This is a genomic window from Thermomonas aquatica (genome assembly GCF_006337105.1).
Taxonomy (GTDB): domain Bacteria; phylum Pseudomonadota; class Gammaproteobacteria; order Xanthomonadales; family Xanthomonadaceae; genus Thermomonas; species Thermomonas aquatica.
Map to the genome: position 1 here is coordinate 1178257 of NZ_CP040871.1, position 21549 is coordinate 1199805.

Genomic DNA, 21549 nt, shown 5'->3' on the forward strand with positions numbered 1-21549 from the left:
CTCGGCCGGCCGGTGATCCAGTTCCCGCAAGACATGGCTGCATTGCAGGAGCTGATATGGGACGTGCGGCCCGATCTGATCATCGAAACTGGCATCGCTCATGGCGGGTCATTGATGCTCAGCGCTTCGTTGTTGGCGCTGCTGGATTACTGCGAAGCGTCCGAGGCAGGCACGGCGCTCGACCCGCGCATGCCTAAGCGCAAGGTGCTTGGCATTGACATAGACATCCGCCGCCACAACCGCGAAGCGATCGAGGCTCATCCGATGGCGGCGCGCATCGAGATGATCGAAGGCTCGTCGGTCGACGCTGATGTCGTGAGGCGCGTACGCAAACGGGCCGCAGGGCAACGCGTGTTGGTACTTCTCGATTCCAACCACACACATGATCACGTGCTCGCGGAGCTGGAGGCTTATGCGACATTGGTGGAGCCCGGCAGTTACTGCGTGGTGTACGACACCTTGATCGAGGACATGCCGAATGAACTTATCCAGGATCGGCCCTGGGCCAAGGCAACAACCCGAAGACGGCCGTGCGCGAGTTCCTTTCCCGCAATCGGGATTTCGTGGCGGACGAAGACATCGCGGCCAAGCTGCTGATCACGGTCGCGCCCGGCGGCTATCTGAGGCGCGTCGCCAATGGCGACTGAGTCGGGCATTCCGGAAGATGTATCGGGCGGACGGAATCCGCCTCTGGTGTCGATCGGGCTGTTTGCTTACAACGAGGCGCGCTTCCTGCGAACGACGCTTGAAAGCCTGCTGGCCCAGGATTATGCCAACGTCGAGATCGTGATCTCGGACAACGGCTCCACGGACGAAACGGAAGAAATCTGCCGGGATTATGCGCAACGCTCCGCTCGGATCCGCTATTACAGGCAGCCGCACAACGTGGGGGCCGCCGCCAACTCAATCCACGTGCTGGAGCAGGCAGCGGGGCAGTATTTCATGTGGGCGTCGGGACACGATGTCTGGTCGCCGACGCTGATTTCGACATGCGTGGCGCTGCTGGAAGAGCATCCTTCTGCGGTGCTGGCTTTCGGCACAGCCCGCTGGATCGACGAAGAAGACCATGCTTGGGACAAAGAGTCCGGCTGGTACGATACTCGTGGAATGGATCCGATGCTGCGGTTTTTCACGGCCTTCTGGGGAAACGCCCACCCAGTCCTCGGCCTGATCCGCACCCGCCATCTGCGCGAGCTGCCCAAGATCCATGCATGCGTTGGGGCCGACCAGATCGTGCTTGTTGAACTGGCATTGAAAGGCGATTTCCTGCACGCGCCGGACGCCGTCTGGTGGCGCCGCCAACCTCGCAAGCGCGAATCCCACATGGATCGCATGCGGCGTTACAGGAGCGAGGACTTCGGCCTTGCCAAAAGCTGGCTGGATCGCAACCTGCCCCTGTTGCGGTTGCCGCTGGAACAGGCGCGCGCGGTGCTGCGCAGCCAACTGGATGCCAGCGAGAAAATCGCGGTGCTACTGGCGCTCATGCCTGCGTTTCTGGTGCGCTACCTAGCGGGCCGGAAAGCCTGATGCACGACCAGCATTCCGGGCAGCCATCCCAGCCCGGCATTTCGCCCGCCATCACGCTTGCCCGCAAGGCACTGCGGATCGCCAAGCTGCTCTTCACGCCTGCTGCGGTCGCCTTTCTCCTTTACTTCGCATGGGAAAGCCGCGAGTCTCTTCGCGAAGTAGTCGCCAGCGGCCAGCTGAAGCGCTTGCCAATTGCAGTGCTTCTCTGGTCGCTGATGCCGTTACTGGCTCCATTGTTCGCACAAACAGTGTTCCGCGCATTGGGCCATCGCTTTTCTTACCGGCGGCTTGCGGTCATTCACATCGGCAATCTGCCAGCACGATATATCCCCGGCGGAATCTGGCATACGGTCGGGAGGGTCACTGCATTCTCCGACCTGGGCGCTGGAAAACGCGATATTGCGGTGTTCGTGCTTCTGGAGAATGTGCTAGCCGTCAGCCTGGCCTTCGTACTAGGCGGTCCATTGGTTGCGCTGTATCGCGGACTGACAGACTGGGGATTGATCGCCGCACTGGCGGGCATTGGCGGCACCCTGGGACTGACTTCCCTGCCATGGCTGCTCAACCATCACCTGGCAAGGAGGCGAAAGAAATTTCCAGCACGCGAATATTTGATGTGCGCTGGAACAGTGGCAATTTCATGGTGCATCGGCGCCACTGCATTCGTTGTATTCCTGACGGCTTTCCCCGATCTCGACATGCGTTTTTCGGCATTGGAGACTGGTGCCACTTACCTGTTCGCATGGGGCATGGGGTTCATTGCCTTTTTTGCCCCACAAGGCATCGGCGTATTCGAGGCCGTTGCCGGAGACATGATCAGCGGCACTGGATCGATCGGGAACGTCGCTGCGTTGCTGGCTGGGTTCCGGCTCATCATCCTGCTGTCGGATGCGCTTGTATGGGGCATGTACCAACTCGGCCGAATGGCGGTTCAACGCAGAAAGAGAGTCGCAACGAACGCCACACGAGCGGGAACCGAGCGGAACTAGGTGCCGCCATCGCCTTTCTGGTAGGTAAGGTTCGTGATCTGTTCGGACACCAAGCCGATCAGGAAGATGATGACCGCCGCGCTGAACAGCAGCGTGCTCATGTTGGTGAATCGGCCTTGCGTATGGAAGGTGTAGCCGTAGTACCCCAACCCCAGCGCGAAGAAGGTGGCCGATGCGGGCACGAACAGCTTCAGGGGCGAGTACAGGCTGGCGATCTTGAAAATGATGAGCAGGAAGCGGACGCCGTCCTTCAACGGTCGGATATGGCTGCTGGTGCCCACCCGCCTGGCGACTGGGATCGGCACATAGGCCACCGGGTAGGCGCTACGGAAGAACGCCATGGTGCTGGTGGTGGGGTAGCTGAAGCCGTTGGGCAGCAGGTGCAGGAACTCGCGGAACCTGTCCGCGCGCACGGCGCGGAAGCCGGAGGTCAGATCCACCACCTTGTGTCCCGTCATCCAGCTGGCCAGGCGGTTGTAGAAACCATTCGCAAGCCCACGCTGGAGGTTGGCCTGCCCACTGCGGTCCCGGGCACCGACTGCCATGTCGAAGCCCTCGGCCAGCTTTGCCAGTAGCAGAGGGATATCGGCCGGATCGTGCTGGCCGTCCGCATCCATGAACACTAGTATCTCGCCGGTCGCGGCGCGGGCACCGCGCTTCACGGCAGCACCGTTGCCCATTCCATAGGGAGCGGACAGCACCCGTGCGCCAGCATCAGCGGCCACGGATCGCGTGGCATCGGTGGAACCATCATCGACCACGATGATGTCCGCATCGGGCAGGATCCGATGGATACCGGGTAATGTCCTGCGAAGGCCTTCCGCTTCATTGCGGGCCGGCAGGATGACCGTCACCGAGGGTTTGACTGGGTTTTCCATGGCCGAAAGCGTAACGCGGATAGCCAATGCGTGCGCCCCTGCCACCCCCTAGCTTGGGCGGAACAATGCCTTGTGGGACGGTTTTGCAGTAAAGTCAGACCATCGCCGGGGAGCGTAGGCCATGAGCGCAGTCACGTCCGCCAATCTGATGGGCATTACCGGCATTGCGCGGCGCCTGGTACTGGACGGCGCCATGGACGAAGGTGCGGCGCGCAGGGCGATGGATGCGGCAACAGCGGCGAAAGTACCGCTGGCGACTTATATCGCGGACAAGCGCTTGGCGGATCCCGGGGCGCTTGCGGCAGCCTATTCCATGGAATTCGGCATGCCGCTGGTGGATCCCCTGGCGATCGACCCCGGTCAATCCGCGATGCGGCTGGTCAAGGAGGAACTGGTGCGCAAGCACCAGGTACTGCCACTGTTCAAGCGCGGCAGTCGCCTATTTGTCGGCGTTTCCGACCCGACCGACCATGGTGCGCTGGACGAAATCAAGTTCCACACCAACCTGACAGTCGAGCCGATATTGATCGATGCAGAGCGCCTGAAGCGCAGCATCGATGGCTGGCTGGAGGCGGCCGAGGATCTCGCCGACGCCGACAACGACGGCCTGGAGGGCCTGGACGTCAGCGGCGGGGACGAGGATCTCAGCAACGATTCCGGCGTGGATGCCGGCGGGGATGACACCCCGGTGGTCAAGTTCGTCAATAAGGTGCTGGTGGACGCCATCCGCAAGGGCGCATCGGACATCCATTTCGAACCCTACGAAACCGAATACCGGGTCAGGCTGCGCATCGACGGCATCCTGAAGACGGTCAAGCGTGTGCCGGTCAAGCTTCACCAGCGCATCGCCGCGCGCGTCAAGGTCATGGCCCAGTTGGACATCGCCGAGAAGCGGGTACCACAGGACGGGCGCATCAAGCTGAACCTGTCCAAGACCAAGCAGATCGATTTCCGCGTCAGCACCCTGCCGACCCTGTTCGGTGAGAAGGTGGTGATGCGCATCCTGGACGGCAGTGCCGCAAAGTTGGGCATCGACAAGCTCGGCTACGAGCAGGTCCAGCAGAAACTCTTCCTGGATGCGATCCACAAGCCCTATGGCATGGTGCTGGTTACCGGCCCAACCGGCTCGGGCAAGACGGTGAGCCTGTACACCGCGCTCGGGATCCTCAACGACGAAACCCGCAACATCAGCACGGTGGAGGATCCGGTCGAGATCCGGCTGCCAGGGGTCAACCAGGTCCAGCAGAACACCAAGCGCGGCATGACCTTCGCCGCCGCGCTGCGAAGCTTCCTGCGCCAGGATCCGGACATCATCATGGTCGGCGAAATCCGCGACCTGGAAACCGCCGAAATCGCGGTGAAGGCGGCGCAGACCGGCCACATGGTGCTGTCGACGCTTCACACAAACGACGCACCGCAGACCATCGCCCGTCTGATGAACATGGGCATCGCGCCCTACAACATCACCAGCTCGGTCAGCCTGGTGATCGCCCAGCGCCTGGTCCGCCGCCTGCACGATTGCAAACGTGCCGTGCACCTCCCCGAGCATGCGTTGCTCGCCGAGGGCTTCACCGCCGACGAAGTCCACGCAGGCATCACCCTCTACGAGGCAGTGGGCTGCGAGGATTGCACCGAAGGGTACAAGGGCCGTTCGGGCGTCTACCAGGTGATGCCGATGACCGACGAGATCCAGCAGATCGTACTGGCCGGTGGTAATGTCCAGCAGATCACCGAGGCAGCCTTGATCAGCGGCGTCCGCGACCTGCGCCGGTCTGCGTTGGACAAGGCCAAGAACGGCGTCACCAGCCTGGTCGAAATCAACCGAGTCACCAAGGATTGAAGGGAGTCGCCATGTCCGCACGCAGAGCCGCAATTAGCAAGGCCAGGACCCAGGCGGAAGCGCGCCGCCTCAACCCGATGGTCGAGTTCGTCTGGCAGGGCAAGGACAAACGCGGCGTGGTGATGAAGGGCGAGCAACTGGCGAAGAACGCCAACCTGTTGCGCGCCGAACTGCGCAAGCAGGGCATCACCCCGACTGTCGTCAAGGCCAAGGGCAAGCCGATGTTCGGCGGCGGCGCCAGCCGCATCAAGCCGAAGGACATTGCCGTCTTCAGCCGCCAGCTGGCGACCATGATGAAGTCCGGCGTGCCGCTGGTGATGGCGCTGGAGATCATCGGCAGCGGCCAGAAGAACCCGGCCATGAAGAAGATGGTCGGCGGCGTGAAGGGCGACATCGAGGGCGGCGCATCGATCTACGAGGCGCTCAGCGAATATCCGGTGCAGTTCGACGAGCTCTATCGCAACCTGGTGCGCGCAGGCGAATCGTCCGGCGTACTGGAAACAGTCCTCGACACCATCGCGACTTACAAGGAAAACATCGAAACCATCAAGGGCAAGATCAAGAAAGCCCTGTTCTACCCGACCGCGATCATCGCAGTGGCGATCCTGATCTGCGCGATTCTCCTGATCTACGTCGTTCCCGTCTTCAAGGAAACGTTCCAGAGCTACGGAGCCGACCTCCCCGCATTCACCGAGCTGGTGTTCGGGATTTCCGACTATCTGGTCAAGTGGTGGTGGCTATTCGGGATCGTCATCGCGATCGCGATCGGCGTTTTCATGTTCTTCTACAAGCGTTCGACGGCCCTGAAACATTTCATCGACCGGATGATGCTGAAGATCCCGGTGATCGGCCAGGTTCTGCACAACTCCGCGATCGCCCGCTTCTCCCGCACCCTGGCGCTCACCTTCAGGGCCGGCGTCCCGCTGGTGGAAGCGCTGGAGAACGTCGCCGGCGCCACCGGCAACATGGTCTACGAACAGGCCGTGCTGCGCATGAAGAACGACGTGGCGGTCGGGTACCCAGTGAACGTGGCGATGAAGCAGGTCAACCTGTTCCCGCACATGGTGGTGCAGATGACCGCGATCGGCGAAGAAGCCGGCGCGCTGGATGCGATGCTGTACAAGGTCGCCGAGTTCTACGAGGAAGAGGTCAACAATGCGGTCGATGCGATCTCCAGCCTGATCGAGCCGTTCATCATGGTCATCATCGGCGGCCTGGTCGGTTCGATCGTGATCGCGATGTACCTGCCGATCTTCAAGATCGCGATGACCGTGATGGGTTGAGGCGGGCTGGGCAGACGAATGGCTTACCTTGATGCGCACCCCGGCCTCGGCTGCCCCGCCGCGGCCGGACTCGGGCTGCTGGTCGGCAGCTTCCTCAACGTGGTGATCCTGCGCCTGCCGAGGCGGCTCGAGTGGCAGTGGAAACGCGACGCCCGCGAGATCCTGGGGGAGCCCGAGCTGTACGACCCGCCACCGCCCGGCATCGTGGTCGAGCGCTCGCATTGCCCGCACTGCGGGCACCAGCTGTCCTGGTACGAGAACATCCCGCTGCTCAGCTGGCTGGCCCTGGGCGGCAAGTGCCGCAGCTGCAAGGCGCCGATTTCGTTCCAGTATCCGTTGGTCGAACTGCTGACCGGCTTGCTGTTCATGGCCTGCGTCTGGAAGTTCGGTTTCGGCTGGAAGGGATTCGGCGCGATGTTGCTGACCGGCCTGCTGGTCGCGATGTCCGGGATCGACCTGCGCACCCGGCTGCTCCCGGACCAGCTCACCCTGCCCCTGATGTGGCTGGGTTTCGTCGCCTCGATCGAGAACCTATACGTCGGCCAGAAGGCCGCGCTGCTGGGCGCGATGGCCGGTTACCTGAGCCTGTGGTCGGTGTACTGGCTGTTCAAGCAGCTCACCGGCAAGGAAGGCATGGGCCATGGCGATTTCAAGCTGCTCGCTGCGCTCGGTGCGTGGACGGGGCTGGCCGGGATACTCCCGACGGTGCTGATCTCGTCGCTGGTCGGTGCGGTGATCGGCTCGGTCTGGCTGGCGATGAAGGGCAAGGACACGGCGACGCCGATCCCGTTCGGGCCGTACCTGGCCATCGCCGGCTGGATCACCTTCTTCTGGGGCAGGGACCTGGTCGGCATGTACATGCGCTTCGCCGGGCTCGCCTGACGGCGCATGGACCGGTCCCCATGAGTGCGTTCGTGGTCGGCCTGACCGGAGGGGTGGCCTCGGGCAAGAGCGAGGCCGGCCGCTGCTTCGAGGCGCTGGGCATCGCCGTCGCCGACGCCGACCAGGCCGCGCGCGACGCGGTGGCGATCGGCAGCGATGGCCTCGCCGACGTGGTCGACATGTTCGGCGCGGGCGTGCTCGCCGCCGACGGCAGCCTCGACCGCCCGGCGATGCGCCGCCGGGTATTCGCCGATCCGGACGCGCGCAAGCGCCTGGAAGGCATCATCCACCCGCGCGTGCGCGAATTGCTGCATGCGACTTGCGCGAAGGCGACGACGCCGTACGCGATCGCCGCGGTGCCGCTGCTCGCGGAAGGCGGCGGCCGCCAGGCCTATCCCTGGCTGCGGCGGATCCTGGTGGTGGATGTGCCGGAATCCGTGCAATTGCAGCGCCTGCTGCAGCGCGACGGCATCGACGAGCTGCTGGCGCGGCGGATGATCGAGGTGCAGGCCGCGCGCCGGCAACGGCTGGCGATCGCCGACGACGTGCTGGTCAACGATGGGTCGCTGGATGCGCTGGGCGAAAAGGTCGCCGCGCTGGACCGGCTGTATCGCGGCCTGGCGCAGCAGGATGGGGCCGCGTGAGGTCTCGCGATCGGGTATCCGGATCCTGCGGATCCGCCCCGCCGCAGGACTTACTCCGCTGCCCCGCCCGCGTCCCAAAGGCCCCGGATCGCGGCGATGCCCTGCGCGCCATGCGCGCGTGCGATGCCGATGTCGTCGCTGACCAACCCGCCGATCGCATGGACCGGCAGCGACACCCGCTCGCGCATCGCGGCGAAGGCATCCCAGCCGATCCCGGCCGCCCCAGGATGGGTCCGGGTCTGCAGTAGCGGCCCCAGCACGGCGAAATCGCAGCCCAATCGCTCCGCCTGCAGCAGGTCCTGCACGTCATGGCAGGACGCGCCGATGCTGCGGCCGGCGGCTTTCAGTGGCGCGATCGCTTCGCCGATCCCGGCCTGGTGCAATTGCGCGGAGCGCAGGTGCAGGCCTATGCCCACCCGTCCGGCCAGGGCCGCGTCGCCATTCAGCAGCGTTTCCACGCCCGCCTCGCGGCACAGCGCCACCGCCTGCGCGACCAGCCGCGACCAGCGCCGCGCATCGAGGCCGGGGGCGCGCAGTTGCACGCATCGCACGCCGCGCGCCAGCGCGCGCGCCAGCGCCGCCAGCCAGGCCTGGTCGTCTTCGGGCGCAGGGGTGACCAGGTACCGATCCGGCTTCAACAGCGCCGCCACCACGGGTCGATCCGCAGGCGGCATCGGATAGCCGGCCAGTGTGTGCGGCGGCGCCCAGGCTAGCGCCTGCCCGTCGAGCCCCTTCGGCGTGCCGGTGAACCGGATATGCCGCACGTCGAGCAGCAGGCGCTTGTCCGGGTACCGCTGCGGTACCCGGATCAGCGCAGCGTCGACCCGGGCCTCGATGCCCAGTTCCTCGCGCAGCTCGCGCACCAGCGCCGCCTCGGCCGATTCGCCGGGCTCGACCTTGCCGCCCGGGAATTCCCACAGGCCGGCCAGGTCGCGGCCCTCGGTGCGGCGCGCCAGCAGGACGCGGCCGCGCGCATCGCGGATGACGCCGGCGACGACGTGTACCTGTTTCATCGCGCCAGTATAGGAAAAGGGGCCAACGGCCCCTTTTCCCGATCCCGCGGATCCCTGCTCAGGCCAGCTGGCCGTGGCAGTGCTTGAACTTCTTGCCGCTGCCGCACGGGCAGGGATCGTTACGGCCGATGCGGCTGAATTCTTCGCCATAGCCTTCCGGCTGCTGCGCCAGCTGCACCGCGGCAGCCTCCTCGTCCGCGCCCAGGCCGCCCATGTCCGGGTGCTGGAACTGCATCTGCCGCGCCATCGCCTCGGCGCGCGCGCGCTCCTCGGCTTCGGCGGCGGCGATCTCGGCTTCGTCGCGGATGCGCACCCGCGCCAGCAGCGAGACCACTTCGCGCTTCACCTTCTCCAGCAGTTCGGAGAACAGCTCGAACGCTTCCTTCTTGTATTCCTGCTTCGGCTGCTTCTGCGCGTAACCGCGCAGGTGGATGCCCTGGCGCAGGTAATCCATGCGCCCTAGGTGCTCCTTCCAGTTCTGGTCCAGCACGTTGAGCATCACGTGCTTTTCCAGCATGCGCATGGTCTCGCTGCCGACTTGCGTTTCCTTGTTGGCGAACAATTCGGCCACCGCATCCTGCACCTTGGCCTGGATCTGTTCGGCGTCCAGTTCCTCGTGCTCCTTGTGCATCTGCACCAGCGGCACGTGCACGCCGAATTCGCCGGCGAGCTCCGCTTCCAGGCCCGGCAGGTCCCACTGGTCGTCGACCGAATCGGCCGGCACGTAGCGCTCGACCAGGTCGCCGACCACGTCGCGGCGGATGCCGTCGACGTTGTCCTTGACGCTCTCGGCCTCCAGCAGCTCGTCGCGCTGGCCGTAGATCACCTTGCGCTGGTCGTTGTTGACGTCGTCGAAATCCAGCAGGTTCTTGCGGATGTCGAAGTTGTGCGCCTCGACCTTGCGCTGCGCGTTGGCGATCTGCTTGGTCACCAGCGGCGACTCGATGATGTCGTCTTCCTTCAGGCCCATCCGCGCCATCACCTTCTGCACCCAGTCGGCGGCGAAGATGCGCATCAGGTTGTCTTCCAGCGACAGGTAGAAGCGGGACGAGCCCGGGTCGCCCTGGCGGCCGGAGCGGCCGCGCAGCTGGTTGTCGATGCGGCGGCTTTCGTGGCGTTCGGTGCCGACGATGTGCAGCCCGCCGGCGGCCTTGACCGCGTCGTGGCGGACCTGCCATTCGGCCTTGATGCGGTCCTTCTCCGCTTGCGGCGCGTCCTCGCCGAGCATGGCGAGTTCGGCATCCAGCGAACCGCCCAGCACGATGTCGGTGCCGCGGCCGGCCATGTTGGTGGCGATGGTCACCGCCCCCGGCGCGCCGGCATTGGCGACGATATGGGCTTCGCGCTCGTGCTGCTTGGCGTTGAGCACCTCGTGGGCGATGCCGGCTTCGCGCAGGGCGTCGCTCAGCAGCTCCGACACCTCGATCGAGGTGGTGCCGACCAGCACCGGCTGGCCGCGCTCGGCGCAGCCCTTGATCTCGTTGGCCACCGCGCGGTACTTGCCGGCGCGGTTGAGGAACACCAGGTCGGAGTGGTCCTTGCGCACCATCGGCCGGTGGGTGGGGATCACCACCACTTCCAGCCCGTAGATGTTCTGGAATTCGTAGGCTTCGGTATCCGCCGTGCCGGTCATGCCGGACAGCTTCCTGTACATGCGGAACAGGTTCTGGAAGGTGACCGAGGCCAGCGTCTGGTTCTCGCGCTGCACCGCCACGCCTTCCTTCGCCTCCACCGCCTGGTGCAGGCCGTCGGACCAGCGGCGGCCCGGCAGGGTGCGGCCGGTGAATTCGTCGACGATGATGACTTCGCCGTCGCGCACGATGTAGTCGACGTCGACCTGGTAGATCGCATGCGCGCGCATCGCCGCGTTGAGGTGGTGGACCACGTGGATGTTGTGCGCGGCGTACAGGCCCTCGTCCTCGGTCAGGATGCCGGCGGCGCGCAGCAGCTCCTCGGCGTGCTCCTGGCCCGCTTCGGACATGTGCACCTGCTTGGCCTTCTCGTCGACCCAGAAGTCGCCGGGGCTGTCTTCCTTCTCCTGCCGGGTCAGCGAGGGCACGATCTGGTTGACCCGCACGTACAGCTCCGGCGATTCGTCGGCCGGACCGGAGATGATCAGCGGGGTGCGCGCCTCGTCGATCAGGATCGAGTCCACCTCGTCGACGATCGCGTAGTTGAGGCCGCGCTGGAAGCGGTCCTCCCTGGCCAGTGCCATGTTGTCGCGCAGGTAGTCGAAGCCGAATTCGTTGTTGGTGCCGTAGGTGATGTCGGCGTTGTAGGCCGCGCCCTTGTCGGAATGCGGCATGCCCGGGTAGACCACGCCGACCGAGAGGCCCAGCCAGTTGTACAGCTTGCCCATCTGCGCGGCGTCGCGGCGGGCCAGGTAGTCGTTGACCGTGACCACGTGCACGCCCTTGCCTTCCAGCGCGTTGAGGTACACCGCCAGGGTCGCGGTCAGGGTCTTGCCCTCGCCGGTGCGCATCTCGGCGATCTTGCCGCCGTGCAGGACCATGCCGCCGATCAGCTGCACGTCGAAATGGCGCATGCCGTACACGCGCACCGAGGCTTCGCGGCAGACCGCGAACGCTTCCGGCAGCAGCTTGTCCAGCGATTCGCCCTTGGCGTGGCGCTCCTTGAACTCCTCGGTCTTGGCCTTCAGCGCCTCGTCCGAGAGCGCCTGCATCTGCGGCTCGAGCGCGTTGATCTTCTTGACGATGCCGGAAAGTTGCTTGAGCAGGCGTTCGTTGCGGCTGCCGAAGACGCTGGTGAGCAGGCTGTTGAGCATGGAAGTGCGGATCCTGGCGGGATGCGCGCTGGGCGCGGCATCGGAATGGGCAAACGGCAAAAACGGGCGTCGAACGCCCGTTTTGGCAGTCGGATAGTGTAACTGGAGGCGGCTTGCGACGCTTGCAAGCCTCCCGCGCGGCGATGTCAGCCGCGCGCCGGCCCGTGACGCGCCAGCGCGTCGTTGTGGCCCAGGAACTTGCGGGGATTGACCACCACGCCGTCCTGCCAGACTTCGAAATGCACGTGCGCGCCGGTGGAGCGCCCGGTGGAGCCGGCCTTGGCGATTTCCTGGCCGCTGCGGACCAGGTCGCCCACGTTGCGGGTCAGCCGCGAGTTGTGCGCGTAGCGGGTGACGTAGCCATTGCCGTGGTCGACCTCGACCACGTTGCCGTAGCCGGAACGCACGCCTGAATAGCTGACCACGCCATCGGCCACCGCCAGCACCGGATCGCCGACATCGGCCTCGAAGTCGATGCCCTTGTGGAACTGGTGGCCGCCACCGAACGGATCGGCGCGGCCGCCGAAACCGGAGGTGATGTAGCTGCCCGCGATCGGGTCGCGCGAGGGCATCGCATTGCGGTCCAGTTCGCGGTTGAACAGCAGCGACTCCAGCACCGACAGCTGGGTATCCGCATCGCGGTACTGGCTTTCCAGCGCGGCCAGGCGCTGGCGCAGCTCGGCCGGCGGCATGTCGCTGGCATGGCCGGCGCCACCCTGGCCGACCGGCTTGTCGAATTCGAATTCGCCGTCCTGCAGCTGGCCGGCCTGGGTCAGGCGCGCGCCGAGCGCGTTCAGGCGGTTGGCCTGGGCCTGCAGCTCGGCCAGGCGCGCGGCCAGCGCGTTGACTTCGTGCTGGGCCTCGCGGCGGACCTTGTCCAGCTCGGCCTGGCGGCTGGCATCGGCGGCCTGCAGGGCTTCGACTTCCGCCAGCCCCACCGCGCTGCGAGCGCCCGCGCCCAACAGGACGCCAACCGCCAACAGGGCGCCAACGGCAGCCAAGGGGCGACGCAGAGCCTGGAAGCGCAGCTTGCAGGCCAGCGCGGCGAGGCGCTGGCGCGTATCGTGTAGGGAATTCCCGTATCGCTGGTTTGTTTCGGTCATCACTGAATGCCTGGTTTTCGATCCATGCCCCCGAAACCGGGGACCGCGACCCCCGCCGGGCCCCGCGCCGCGCTGGATGCGCTGTTCGCGGAAGCCGCCGGGAACCCCTTGCGCCGCGCCCTGTGGCTCGACGCGGTGGATCGGTTGTTGCGCCCCCACTTGCCGTCGGGTCTGGCCGCACATGCGCGGCTGGCGAATGTGCGGGGCGACAAGCTCGTTTTCGTCGTCGACGCGCCGGTCTGGCATGCCAAGTTGCGGCTGGCCACACGGGAACTGGTCGACGCCGCCCGCTCCGTCGGGCTCGATGTGGCGGGGTTGAGCGTCAAGACGACCCTGCAACCGTTGCGACCCGTACCGCCGGCCGCACGCACCGCCAAACCGAATGTCTCGGCGGCCGGCCAATCGCAATTGGCTGCTGCCCTGGCATTGCTGCGGTCTGACGCGCAAGAAGGCGCCGGGGGAGACCGCAAGGCCGGATCGCGGCGGACACGAAAAGCGCCCACTGGACCGGCCAGCGGGGCATCCTAACGGCACAAGTCCGTGATTTTGTTAAATAAACCGAAATCCAGACCCTGAATGCGTGCGCTGGTTCACACGACGATCACAGGGCGCGGAGGATTCAGGTAGCGGGAACCGCAGTTCCGTACAACACCGGCGGGGCGGCCACGGGATCGGTGTAACTCACCTCTTCCCAGGCCTCGACATCGGCCAGCAAGGCCCGCACCAGCTTGTTGTTCAGCGCATGGCCGGACTTGAAGCCCTCGAACGCGCCGATGACCGCATGGCCGGCCAGGTAGAGGTCGCCCACCGCATCGAGGATCTTGTGGCGGACGAATTCGTCGGCGTAGCGCAGGCCGTCCTCGTTCAACACCCGGAACTCGTCCAGCACGATGGCATTGTCCATCGAACCGCCCAGGCCGAGGTTGCGCTCGCGCATGTACTCCAGGTCGCGCATGAAGCCGAAGGTGCGGGCGCGGCTGACTTCGCGCACGTAGGCTTCGGTCGAGAAATCGACTTCGGCGCGCGACAGCGAGGCCGGGATCGCCGGATGCTTGAACTCGACGGTGAAGCCGATGCGGAAGCCGTCGTAGGGCTCGAAGCGGGCGACCTTGTCGCCCTCGCGCACTTCCACCGCCCGCTTGATGCGGATGAAGCGCTTGGGCGCGTGCTGTTCCTCGATCCCGGCGGACTGCAGCAGGAACACGAACGGGCCGGCGGAGCCGTCCATGATCGGCACTTCCGGCGCGGTCAGCTCGATGTAGGCGTTATCGATGCCCAGTCCCGCGAGCGCCGAAAGCAGGTGCTCGACGGTCTGCACCTTGGCATCGCCGCAGGACAGGCCGGTGCACAGCACGGTTTCGCTGACCAGGTTGGCGTCGGCCGGGATCTCGACCACCGGGGCAAGATCGGTGCGGCGGAACACGATGCCGGTGTCCACCGGGGCCGGGCGCAGGGTCAGGAAGACCTTCTCGCCGCTGTGCAAACCCACGCCGGTGGCGCGGATCAGGTTCTTGAGGGTGCGCTGGCGCAGCATCGTTGCAGATTACCACCCTGAACGCTGAACCTGAACGTAAACACCGCAGTGTTCCGAGGCTGCAACGATGGCGAAAGTGGCCGGCCGGCACAACGCCGACCGACCGGAAGGCACGCCGGACGGGCAACCCGGCGCGCTCAGGACATGGCCGCCGCCCCGGACGGGGAGGCGCTTGGATCAGTACCGCCGGATCAATCGGCCTGGCGGCGCAGGAACGCCGGAATATCCAGGTAATCGTCCTTCGGCAGTTCCGCCACGGCGGGCGCGGATTCGGCGCCGCGACGCAGGCCGCCGACGAAGCTGGGGCCGGCGTTCGGCACGAACGGATCGGCGACCTCGTCGATCATCATGCCGGTGGTGCCGTCGCGCTTGCCCTGGATCAGCTGCACCTGCGGGCGGCGCGGGGCGTCGTAACCGGTCTCGAAGCGCGCCTCAGTGCGCTCGCCGCGCACCGGCTGGCGGCCGCTGGCGCGGTTCAGGCCGGTGGCGACCACGGTGACGCGGACTTCGTCCTGCATGTCCGGGTTGAGCGCGCAGCCGATCACCACGGTGGCATCCTCGGAGGCGAATTCGCCGACCACGCGGCCGATCTCGTCGAACTCGGACATGGTCAGGTCGGAGCCGGAGGTGATGTTGACCAGCACGCCGTTGGCGCCGTGCAGGTTGACGTCGTCCAGCAGCGGGTTGCGGATCGCCGCCTCGGCCGCGGCCTGGGCGCGATCGTCGCCGCGCGCGGTGCCGGTGCCCATCATCGCCAGGCCCATCTCGGACATGACGGTGCGCACGTCGGCGAAGTCGACGTTGATCAGGCCGGGGCTGACGATCAGGTCGGCGATGCCCTGCACCGCGCCCAGCAGCACGTCGTTGGCGGCGCGGAAGGCCTGGATCATGGTCGCGTTGCGGCCGAGCACGCTGATCAGCTTCTCGTTCGGGATGGTGATCAGCGAGTCGCAGTGCTGGCTCAGTTCCTCGATGCCCTTCAGCGCCACCTGCATGCGGCGGCGGCCTTCGAACGGGAACGGCTTGGTGACCACGGCCACGGTCAGGATGCCCATCTCCTTGGCCAGCTGCGCCACCACCGGCGCGGCGCCGGTACCGGTGCCGCCGCCCATGCCGGCGGTGATGAACACCATGTCCGCGCCCTGCAGCGCATCCATGATCACTTCGCGGTCTTCCAGCGCGGCCTGGCGGCCGACCTCCGGGTTCGCGCCTGCGCCCAGGCCCTTGGTGACGTTGCCGCCGAGCTGAAGCTGCAGCTTGGCGCCGCAGTTCTTGATCGCCTGCGAGTCGGTGTTGGCGGTGATGAACTCCACGCCTTCCACGTTGCTGTTGACCATGTGCGCCACGGCGTTGCCGCCGCCGCCACCCACGCCCACGACCTTGATCACCGCGTTCGGTGCCATCTTTTCAACCAGTTCGAAATGCGCCATGTCCGTGTCCTCTTGTTATGTGTTGCTTGTTCGAGAGTTTGCTTGCTTGGATGTGTTGCTTGGCTGGATGTCGTGTTGCCCGCACTCCGCCCTACCCACCGCACGCCGCCGCGCCCTCGCGCCGGCGTTGGATCTTCAGAACTCGCCGCGGTACCACTTGCTCAACTTGCCGAACAGGCCGCCGACCTTGCTGCTCGGCAGCACCGAACGCCGCGGGTTCTCGATCTGGCTGCCCATCAGCAGCAGGCCGACGCCGGTGGCGTGCACCGGGTTGCCCACCACTTCGCCGAGCCCGGTGACGTGCTGCGGGATGCCGATCCGCACCGGCATCTGCAGCATCTCTTCCGCCAGCTCGACCACGCCTTCCATCTTCGAGGCGCCGCCGGTCAGCACCATGCCGGCGCGGACCAGCTGCTCGAAGCCGGAACGGCGCAGTTCGGCCTGCACCATCTCGAAGATCTCCTCGTAGCGCGCCTGCACCGCCTGCGCCAATGCGTGGCGCGGCAGCCGGCGCGGCGGGCGGTCGCCGACGCTGGGCACCTGGATGCTTTCCTCGGCGCGCGCCAGCTGGGCCAGCGCGCAGGCGTAGCGCACCTTGATCTGCTCGGCTTCCGGGGTGGGCGTGCGCAGCATGTGCGCGATGTCCTCGGTGACCTTGTCGCCGGCCACCGGCAGCGAGGCGGTATGGCTGATCGCGCCCTGCACGAACACCGCGATGTCGGTGGTGCCGGCGCCCATGTCGACCAGCACCACGCCGAGCTCGCGCTCGTCCGGGGTCAGCACCGCGGTGCTCGAGGCCAGCGAGGACAGCACCAGGTCGTCGACCTGCAGGCCGCAGCGCTGCACGCACTTGCTGATGTTGGCCGCCGCCGACTGCGCGCACACCACCAGGTGCGCATGCACCTCCAGGCGCACCCCGCTCATGCCGACCGGGTTGCGGATGCCTTCCTGCGAATCGTCCAGCACGTAGTCGCGCGGGATCGCGTGCAGGATCTTCTGGTCGGCCGGGATGGCGACGGCCTTCGCCGCCTCCAGCACCCGGTCGAGGTCGCCGTAGGTCACTTCGCCGTCGCGGATCGGGGCGATGCCCTGCGAGTTGCGGCATTGCACGTGGTTGCCGGAAATCGACGCATACACGCTGCGCACCTCGCAGCCGGCCATCAGTTCGGCCTCTTCCACCGCGCGCTGGATCGACTGCACGGTGGAATCGATGTCGACCACCACGCCGCGGCGCAGGCCGCGCGATTCGTGCGAGCCGATGCCGATCACCTCGATCGGTTCGCCCGGCGCGTATTCGCCGACCAGTGCGGTGACCTTGGAGGTGCCGATGTCGAGGCCGACGATCAGCGACTTGTCGCCCTTGCGGTTCATGCGATTTCTTCCATCAACGTAGTCCCATTGCGCACCGAGGCGGCCACGGGCTGGGGGAGCGGTGCTGCGGCCTCGGGCACCTTCGGCAGGTCGGCCCAGGTCAGCGCGAATCCATTGGTGTAGCGCAGGTCGGCGCGCGCCAGGCGCTGGCCCGGGTGTTGCGCCGCCAGCCGCGGCAGCAGCGGCGCGAAGCGCTGCAGCCGTGCGTCGGGGTCGTTGCGGCCGAGCACCACTTCGGTGCCGTTGGCGAGGGTGATCGACCAGCTGCCGCGCGCATCCAGCGCCACGCCGCGCACGCCGCCGACATTCGCCAGCCGTTCGCGCGCCTGGTTGTACAGCGCGACCACCTCGGGGGCGCGCGCATCCGGCCCGTCCAGCAAGGGCAGCCCGGCCGGCACCTGCACGCCCCGCGCCGGGAACAGCCGGCCCTGCTCGGACAGCAGGCGATCCTTGCCCCAGCGGGCGAACGGGCGATGCTCGCTGATCCGCACTTCCAGCACGTCCGGCCAGTGCTTGCGGACTTCCGCGCGCTCCACCCACGGCAGCGCGCCGAGCGCCGCCTGGATCCGGTCCGGCTGCACCGCGAAGAAACCGCGCCGGGCATACGGCAGCACGGTGGCGCGCAATTTCGCTTCGTCGACGCGCTGCAAAGCCCCTTGCACGCGCAAGGTGCGCAGCGGGAACTGCGCGCCGGCCACCCAGCCGTTGACCACGGCCACCACCGGCAGCAGCACCAATGCCACGGCGAGGATCCACGCCAGCAGTCGCAGCATCGCGCTCAAGCGCGCGCCTCCGCGTCCCGGACCGGCATGGACTGCTCGAGGATGCGCCAGCACAACTCGTCGAATTCCACCCCGAGCTGGCGTGCCGCCTTCGGCACCAGCGAATGGCTGGTCATGCCCGGCGCGGTGTTCACTTCCAGCAGGGTCAGCGCGCCGCTGGCGCGGTCGCGCATCACGTCGACCCGGCCCCAGCCGGTGCAGCCGGCGGCGCGGAACGCGGCCAGCGCGATGCGGCGGATCTCGTCTTCCTGCGCGCCTTCCAGGCCCGGGCACAGGTACTGGGTATCGTCGGCGATGTACTTGGCGTTGTAGTCGTACCACTCGCCCTTCGGCACGATCCGGATCGACGGCAGCGCGACCTCGCCGAGGATGCCGACGGTCAATTCGTCGCCGACCACCATCTGCTCCATCAGCATCTCGCCGCCGTAGGCATCGGCGACGCGGACGGCTTCGCCGATCGCGGCCTCGTCGACCACGCGCGCCACGCCGACGCTGGAACCTTCGCTGGACGGCTTCACGAACACCGGCAGGCCGAGCTCCAGCGCGGCCGCACGCACGTCGGCGCCAGGCGCCAGGCGCAGGAACTTCGGCGTCGGCAGGCCGGCGCTGATCCACACCTGCTTGGTGCGGATCTTGTCCATGGTCAGCGCGCTGGCCAGCACCCCGCAGCCGGTGTACGGCACCTCGAAGGCGTCCAGCAGGCCCTGCAGCACGCCGTCTTCGCCGCCGCCCTTGTTGCCGTGCAGGATGTTGAACACCCGGTCGAACTTGCCGCTGACCAGCGCATCGACCAGCGCCGGGATGCCGTCCACCGCATGCGCATCGACGCCGCGCGCCTGCAGCGCCGCCAGCACGTTGCGGCCGGAATCCAGCGAGACCTCGCGCTCCGCGCTGCTGCCGCCCATCAGCACGGCGACGCGGCCGAACGCGCGCGGGTCGGCGATGCGCAGCGGCGGGAAAACCGTGGCCGTCATGCGCCTTCTCCATCGAAGCCATTGCGGGCGATCGCTTGCGCCGCCGCGCCGATGTCGCCCGCGCCCATCATCAGCAGCAGGTCGCCGTCGCGCAGCACCCCGGCCAGCGCATCGCGCAGTTCGCCGGCGCTGGCGACCACCACCGGATCGACGCGGCCGCGGGTGCGGATCGAACGCGCCAGCGACTTGGCATCGGCGCCGGCGATCGGTGCCTCGCCGGCCGGGTACACCTCGGTCAGCACCAGCGCATCGACGGTGGACAGCACCGCCGCGAATTCGTCGAACAGGTCGCGGGTGCGCGAATAGCGATGCGGCTGGAACGCGACCACCAGGCGCTTGTCGCCCCAGCCGCCGCGCGCGGCGTCGAACACCGCCGCGAGTTCCTTCGGATGGTGGCCATAGTCGTCGACCAGCACTACCTCGCCGCCGCCGTCCAGCGGCAACTTCGCGAGCTGGTTGAAGCGACGCCCGATGCCGGCGAAGTTCTGCAGCGCGCGGGCGATGGCGTCGTTGCCGACACCCAGCTGCCAGGCCACCGCGGACGCCGCCAGCGCGTTCTGCACGTTGTGGCGGCCGGGCAGCGCCAGCGTCACCGGCGTGCGCGAACCGTCCGGCAGGCACAGGCTGAAATGCATGCGCGCGCCCTGCTGCGAAACGTCCTCGGCGCGCACGTCGGCATGCGGCGCGAAGCCGTAGGTGACCACGTGGCGCGGGGTGTTCGCGGCCAGCGCGGCGACTTCGGCATCGTCGATGCACAGCACGGCGAGGCCGTAGAACGGCAGGCGGTGCAGGAATTCGGAGAACGCCGCCTTCACCCGCGCGAAATCGCCGCCGTAGTTCTCCAGGTGGTCGGCATCGATATTGGTGACGATGGCGACCGCGGGATTCAGGCGCAGGAAGCTGCCGTCGCTCTCGTCGGCTTCGGCCACCAGCCACTGGCCGCCACCGAGGCGCGCATTCGCGCCGGCCGCGAGCAACTGCCCGCCGATCACGAAGGTCGGGTCCAGGCCGCCTTCGGCCAGCACGCTGGCGAGCAGCGAAGTGGTGGTGGTCTTGCCATGCGTACCCGCCACCGCGATGCCGCGGCGGAAGCGCATCAACTCGGCCAGCATTTCCGCGCGCGGCACGATCGGGATGCGTTGCGCGCGCGCTTCCAGCAATTCGGGGTTGTCGGGCTTGATCGCGCTGCTGACCACGATGCAGTCGGCGTCCAGCACGTTGGCCGCGGCATGGCCCTTGCTGATGGTCGCGCCGAGCGCAGCCAGCCGCTTGGTCACCGCGTTGTCGGCATTGTCGGAACCGCTGACCTGGTAACCGAGCGTGCACAGCACTTCGGCGATGCCGCTCATGCCGACGCCGCCGATGCCGACGAAGTGCACGCGCGGGAACGCCTTGGCGAGGTCGCCGATCTGCTGCAGGCGCAGGCTGTGGACGGACATCAGGCGGCTTCCTTCTGGATCGTGGCCAGCACGGCGTCGGCGACGCGTTCGGCGGCATCGGGTTTCGCCAGCGCGCGCGCCGCGTCGGCCATCGCGAAGCGGCGGCCCGGATCGCGCGTGAGTTCGGCAAGCACATCGCGAAGCTGCGAAGCCAGCGCGTCGTCCTGCTTGAGCAGCAGCGCGGCGCCGCGCTCGACCAGGTACTCGGCGTTGCGGGTCTGGTGGTCGTCGACCGCCTGCGGGAACGGCACCAGCACGCTGCCGACGCCGACCGCGCACAGTTCGGCCAGGGTCAGCGCACCGGCGCGGCAGACCACGATGTCCGCCCAGGCATAGGCCGCGGCCATGTCGGCGATGAAGGGTTCCACGCGCGCCTGCACCGCGGCATCGGCATAGGCCTTGCGCGCGTCGTCAAGCATCTTCTCGCCGGCCTGGTGCAGCACGTCGACCGGCAGGCCGAGCGCCGCGATCGCCTGCGGCACCGCGTTGTTCAGCGCGCGCGCGCCCTGGCTGCCGCCGAGCACCAGCAGGCGCAGCGCGCCGCCTTGCTGGGACATGCCGTCACGGAGCATGCGTTGCGCCGGCGGCGGCACCTGCGCGATCTGCGCGCGCACCGGGTTGCCGACCAGCACTTCATCCGCGAACGTCTGCGGGAAGCCGACCAGCACCTGCCGGGCGAACTTCGCCAGCACCTTGTTGGTCATGCCGGCGGCGCGGTTCTGTTCGTGCACCAGCAGCGGGATGCCGGCGATGCGCGCGGCGATCCCGCCCGGCCCCGCCGCAAAGCCGCCGAAGCTCACCACCGCATCCGGCTTGCGCAGGCGCAGCACGCGCGCCGCATCGCGCACCGCGCGCAGCACGCGCAGCGGCGCCGAAAGCAACGTCGCGATGCCCTTGCCGCGCAGGCCCTTGACCGCGATGGTGTCGATGGCGACCTCGTGCTGCGGCACCAGCCGCGTTTCCATGCCGCCGTCGGCGCCCAGCCAGGCCACGCTGGCGCCGCGCGCGCGCAATGCCTGCGCGACCGCGAGGCCGGGGAAGATATGGCCGCCGGTGCCGCCGGCCATGATCACCA

At 67.2% G+C, this 21549-nt stretch carries 17 protein-coding genes and 2 pseudogenes; 8 read left to right on the top strand and 11 right to left on the bottom strand.

The genetic code is table 11. The annotated features are described in order from the left end of the window. Positions 1-33 precede the first annotated feature (33 nt). From FHQ07_RS05735 to FHQ07_RS05745, 3 genes and pseudogenes are all read left to right on the top strand, one after another. Positions 34-647 (top strand): annotated as a pseudogene (locus FHQ07_RS05735) (cephalosporin hydroxylase family protein). Then, on the top strand, positions 637-1527 hold the full coding sequence (locus tag FHQ07_RS05740; RefSeq protein ID WP_139715905.1) for a glycosyltransferase family 2 protein: 891 nt from the start codon (positions 637-639) through the stop codon (positions 1525-1527). The pseudogene FHQ07_RS05735 and the gene FHQ07_RS05740 overlap by 11 nt, the downstream one beginning before the upstream one ends. Next, positions 1527-2516 carry a hypothetical protein gene (locus tag FHQ07_RS05745; RefSeq protein ID WP_139715906.1) on the top strand — a complete coding sequence of 330 codons (990 nt, stop codon included), beginning with the start codon at positions 1527-1529 and terminating at the stop codon, positions 2514-2516. Before FHQ07_RS05740 ends, FHQ07_RS05745 begins: the two co-directional genes overlap by 1 nt. Here the strand turns inward: FHQ07_RS05745 and FHQ07_RS05750 are convergent. Continuing rightward, on the bottom strand, positions 2513-3394 hold the full coding sequence (locus FHQ07_RS05750) for a glycosyltransferase family 2 protein (protein ID WP_139715907.1): 882 nt from the start codon (positions 3392-3394) through the stop codon (positions 2513-2515). The two genes, FHQ07_RS05745 and FHQ07_RS05750, sit on opposite strands and share 4 nt — an antisense overlap. A 121-nt stretch (positions 3395-3515) precedes the next feature. Between FHQ07_RS05750 and pilB the strand changes: the two genes are divergently transcribed. From pilB to coaE, 4 genes are read left to right on the top strand one after another with little or no spacing between them, the layout of a single operon-like run. Continuing rightward, positions 3516-5234, top strand: coding sequence for a type IV-A pilus assembly ATPase PilB (pilB, locus tag FHQ07_RS05755; protein ID WP_139715908.1), 1719 nt, complete (start codon positions 3516-3518; stop codon positions 5232-5234). 11 nt (positions 5235-5245) lie between these two features. Continuing rightward, a complete protein-coding gene (locus FHQ07_RS05760) occupies positions 5246-6517 on the top strand; it encodes a type II secretion system F family protein (protein WP_139715909.1) in 1272 nt (423 codons plus the stop codon). 18 nt (positions 6518-6535) lie between these two features. Then, entirely contained in the window at positions 6536-7399 is an 864-nt protein-coding gene (locus FHQ07_RS05765) for a prepilin peptidase (protein WP_139715910.1), read from the top strand. A 20-nt stretch (positions 7400-7419) separates the two neighbouring features. After that, positions 7420-8043 (top strand): dephospho-CoA kinase, encoded by a 624-nt coding sequence (gene coaE / locus FHQ07_RS05770; RefSeq protein ID WP_139715911.1) that lies wholly within the window; start codon positions 7420-7422, stop codon positions 8041-8043. A gap of 50 nt (positions 8044-8093) precedes the next feature. Here the strand turns inward: coaE and FHQ07_RS05775 are convergent, their stop codons facing one another. The 3 genes from FHQ07_RS05775 to FHQ07_RS05785 form a co-directional block, all read right to left on the bottom strand. Further along, positions 8094-9056: a Nudix family hydrolase gene (locus tag FHQ07_RS05775; RefSeq protein WP_139715912.1), complete on the bottom strand. Its 963-nt coding sequence runs from the start codon at positions 9054-9056 to the stop codon at positions 8094-8096. 58 nt (positions 9057-9114) lie between these two features. After that, entirely contained in the window at positions 9115-11841 is a 2727-nt protein-coding gene (secA, locus tag FHQ07_RS05780) for a preprotein translocase subunit SecA (RefSeq protein WP_139715913.1), read from the bottom strand. 146 nt (positions 11842-11987) lie between these two features. Beyond that, on the bottom strand, positions 11988-12944 hold the full coding sequence (locus FHQ07_RS05785; RefSeq protein ID WP_240703556.1) for a M23 family metallopeptidase: 957 nt from the start codon (positions 12942-12944) through the stop codon (positions 11988-11990). Between the two features lie 24 nt (positions 12945-12968). Between FHQ07_RS05785 and FHQ07_RS14660 the strand changes: the two genes are divergently transcribed. Then, entirely contained in the window at positions 12969-13472 is a 504-nt protein-coding gene (locus FHQ07_RS14660) for a DciA family protein (protein ID WP_338419631.1), read from the top strand. A 91-nt stretch (positions 13473-13563) separates the two neighbouring features. On the opposite strand, the gene lpxC is transcribed toward FHQ07_RS14660, so the two are convergent. The 7 genes and pseudogenes from lpxC to murG all read right to left on the bottom strand — a co-directional run. Continuing rightward, positions 13564-14478 (bottom strand): UDP-3-O-acyl-N-acetylglucosamine deacetylase, encoded by a 915-nt coding sequence (gene lpxC / locus FHQ07_RS05790; protein WP_139715915.1) that lies wholly within the window; start codon positions 14476-14478, stop codon positions 13564-13566. A gap of 191 nt (positions 14479-14669) precedes the next feature. Further along, complete coding sequence (ftsZ, locus tag FHQ07_RS05795; protein WP_139715916.1) at positions 14670-15908, bottom strand: cell division protein FtsZ; 1239 nt, start codon at positions 15906-15908, stop codon at positions 14670-14672. 135 nt (positions 15909-16043) lie between these two features. Further along, on the bottom strand, positions 16044-17279 hold the full coding sequence (gene ftsA / locus FHQ07_RS05800; protein ID WP_139715917.1) for a cell division protein FtsA: 1236 nt from the start codon (positions 17277-17279) through the stop codon (positions 16044-16046). After that, positions 17276-18061: a cell division protein FtsQ/DivIB gene (locus FHQ07_RS05805; protein ID WP_139715918.1), complete on the bottom strand. Its 786-nt coding sequence runs from the start codon at positions 18059-18061 to the stop codon at positions 17276-17278. The genes ftsA and FHQ07_RS05805 overlap by 4 nt, the downstream gene beginning before the upstream one ends. Next, positions 18058-19035 (bottom strand): D-alanine--D-alanine ligase, encoded by a 978-nt coding sequence (locus FHQ07_RS05810; RefSeq protein WP_139715919.1) that lies wholly within the window; start codon positions 19033-19035, stop codon positions 18058-18060. Before FHQ07_RS05810 ends, FHQ07_RS05805 begins: the two co-directional genes overlap by 4 nt. After that, positions 19032-20474, bottom strand: a complete 1443-nt coding sequence (gene murC, locus FHQ07_RS05815) for a UDP-N-acetylmuramate--L-alanine ligase (protein ID WP_139715920.1) — start codon at positions 20472-20474, stop codon at positions 19032-19034. Before murC ends, FHQ07_RS05810 begins: the two co-directional genes overlap by 4 nt. Before the next feature lie 26 nt (positions 20475-20500). Further along, positions 20501-21541, bottom strand: a pseudogene (gene murG, locus FHQ07_RS05820) (undecaprenyldiphospho-muramoylpentapeptide beta-N-acetylglucosaminyltransferase); the annotation flags it as partial. Positions 21542-21549: the final 8 nt, after the last annotated feature.

Bases quoted from the DNA above. Each gene is read 5' to 3' on its own strand.
- FHQ07_RS05750 (WP_139715907.1), bottom strand. From the start codon at position 3,394: ATGGAAAACCCAGTCAAACCCTCGGTGACGGTCATCCTGCCGGCCCGC.
- pilB (WP_139715908.1), top strand. From the start codon at position 3,516: ATGAGCGCAGTCACGTCCGCCAATCTGATGGGCATTACCGGCATTGCG.
- FHQ07_RS05785 (WP_240703556.1), bottom strand. From the start codon at position 12,944: ATGACCGAAACAAACCAGCGATACGGGAATTCCCTACACGATACGCGC.
- FHQ07_RS05740 (WP_139715905.1), top strand. From the start codon at position 637: ATGGCGACTGAGTCGGGCATTCCGGAAGATGTATCGGGCGGACGGAAT.
- ftsZ (WP_139715916.1), bottom strand. From the start codon at position 15,908: ATGGCGCATTTCGAACTGGTTGAAAAGATGGCACCGAACGCGGTGATC.
- secA (WP_139715913.1), bottom strand. From the start codon at position 11,841: ATGCTCAACAGCCTGCTCACCAGCGTCTTCGGCAGCCGCAACGAACGC.
- lpxC (WP_139715915.1), bottom strand. From the start codon at position 14,478: ATGCTGCGCCAGCGCACCCTCAAGAACCTGATCCGCGCCACCGGCGTG.
- FHQ07_RS05760 (WP_139715909.1), top strand. From the start codon at position 5,246: ATGTCCGCACGCAGAGCCGCAATTAGCAAGGCCAGGACCCAGGCGGAA.
- FHQ07_RS05775 (WP_139715912.1), bottom strand. From the start codon at position 9,056: ATGAAACAGGTACACGTCGTCGCCGGCGTCATCCGCGATGCGCGCGGC.
- FHQ07_RS05745 (WP_139715906.1), top strand. From the start codon at position 1,527: ATGCACGACCAGCATTCCGGGCAGCCATCCCAGCCCGGCATTTCGCCC.
- coaE (WP_139715911.1), top strand. From the start codon at position 7,420: ATGAGTGCGTTCGTGGTCGGCCTGACCGGAGGGGTGGCCTCGGGCAAG.
- FHQ07_RS14660 (WP_338419631.1), top strand. From the start codon at position 12,969: ATGCCCCCGAAACCGGGGACCGCGACCCCCGCCGGGCCCCGCGCCGCG.
- FHQ07_RS05810 (WP_139715919.1), bottom strand. From the start codon at position 19,035: ATGACGGCCACGGTTTTCCCGCCGCTGCGCATCGCCGACCCGCGCGCG.
- murC (WP_139715920.1), bottom strand. From the start codon at position 20,474: ATGTCCGTCCACAGCCTGCGCCTGCAGCAGATCGGCGACCTCGCCAAG.
- ftsA (WP_139715917.1), bottom strand. From the start codon at position 17,279: ATGAACCGCAAGGGCGACAAGTCGCTGATCGTCGGCCTCGACATCGGC.
- FHQ07_RS05765 (WP_139715910.1), top strand. From the start codon at position 6,536: ATGGCTTACCTTGATGCGCACCCCGGCCTCGGCTGCCCCGCCGCGGCC.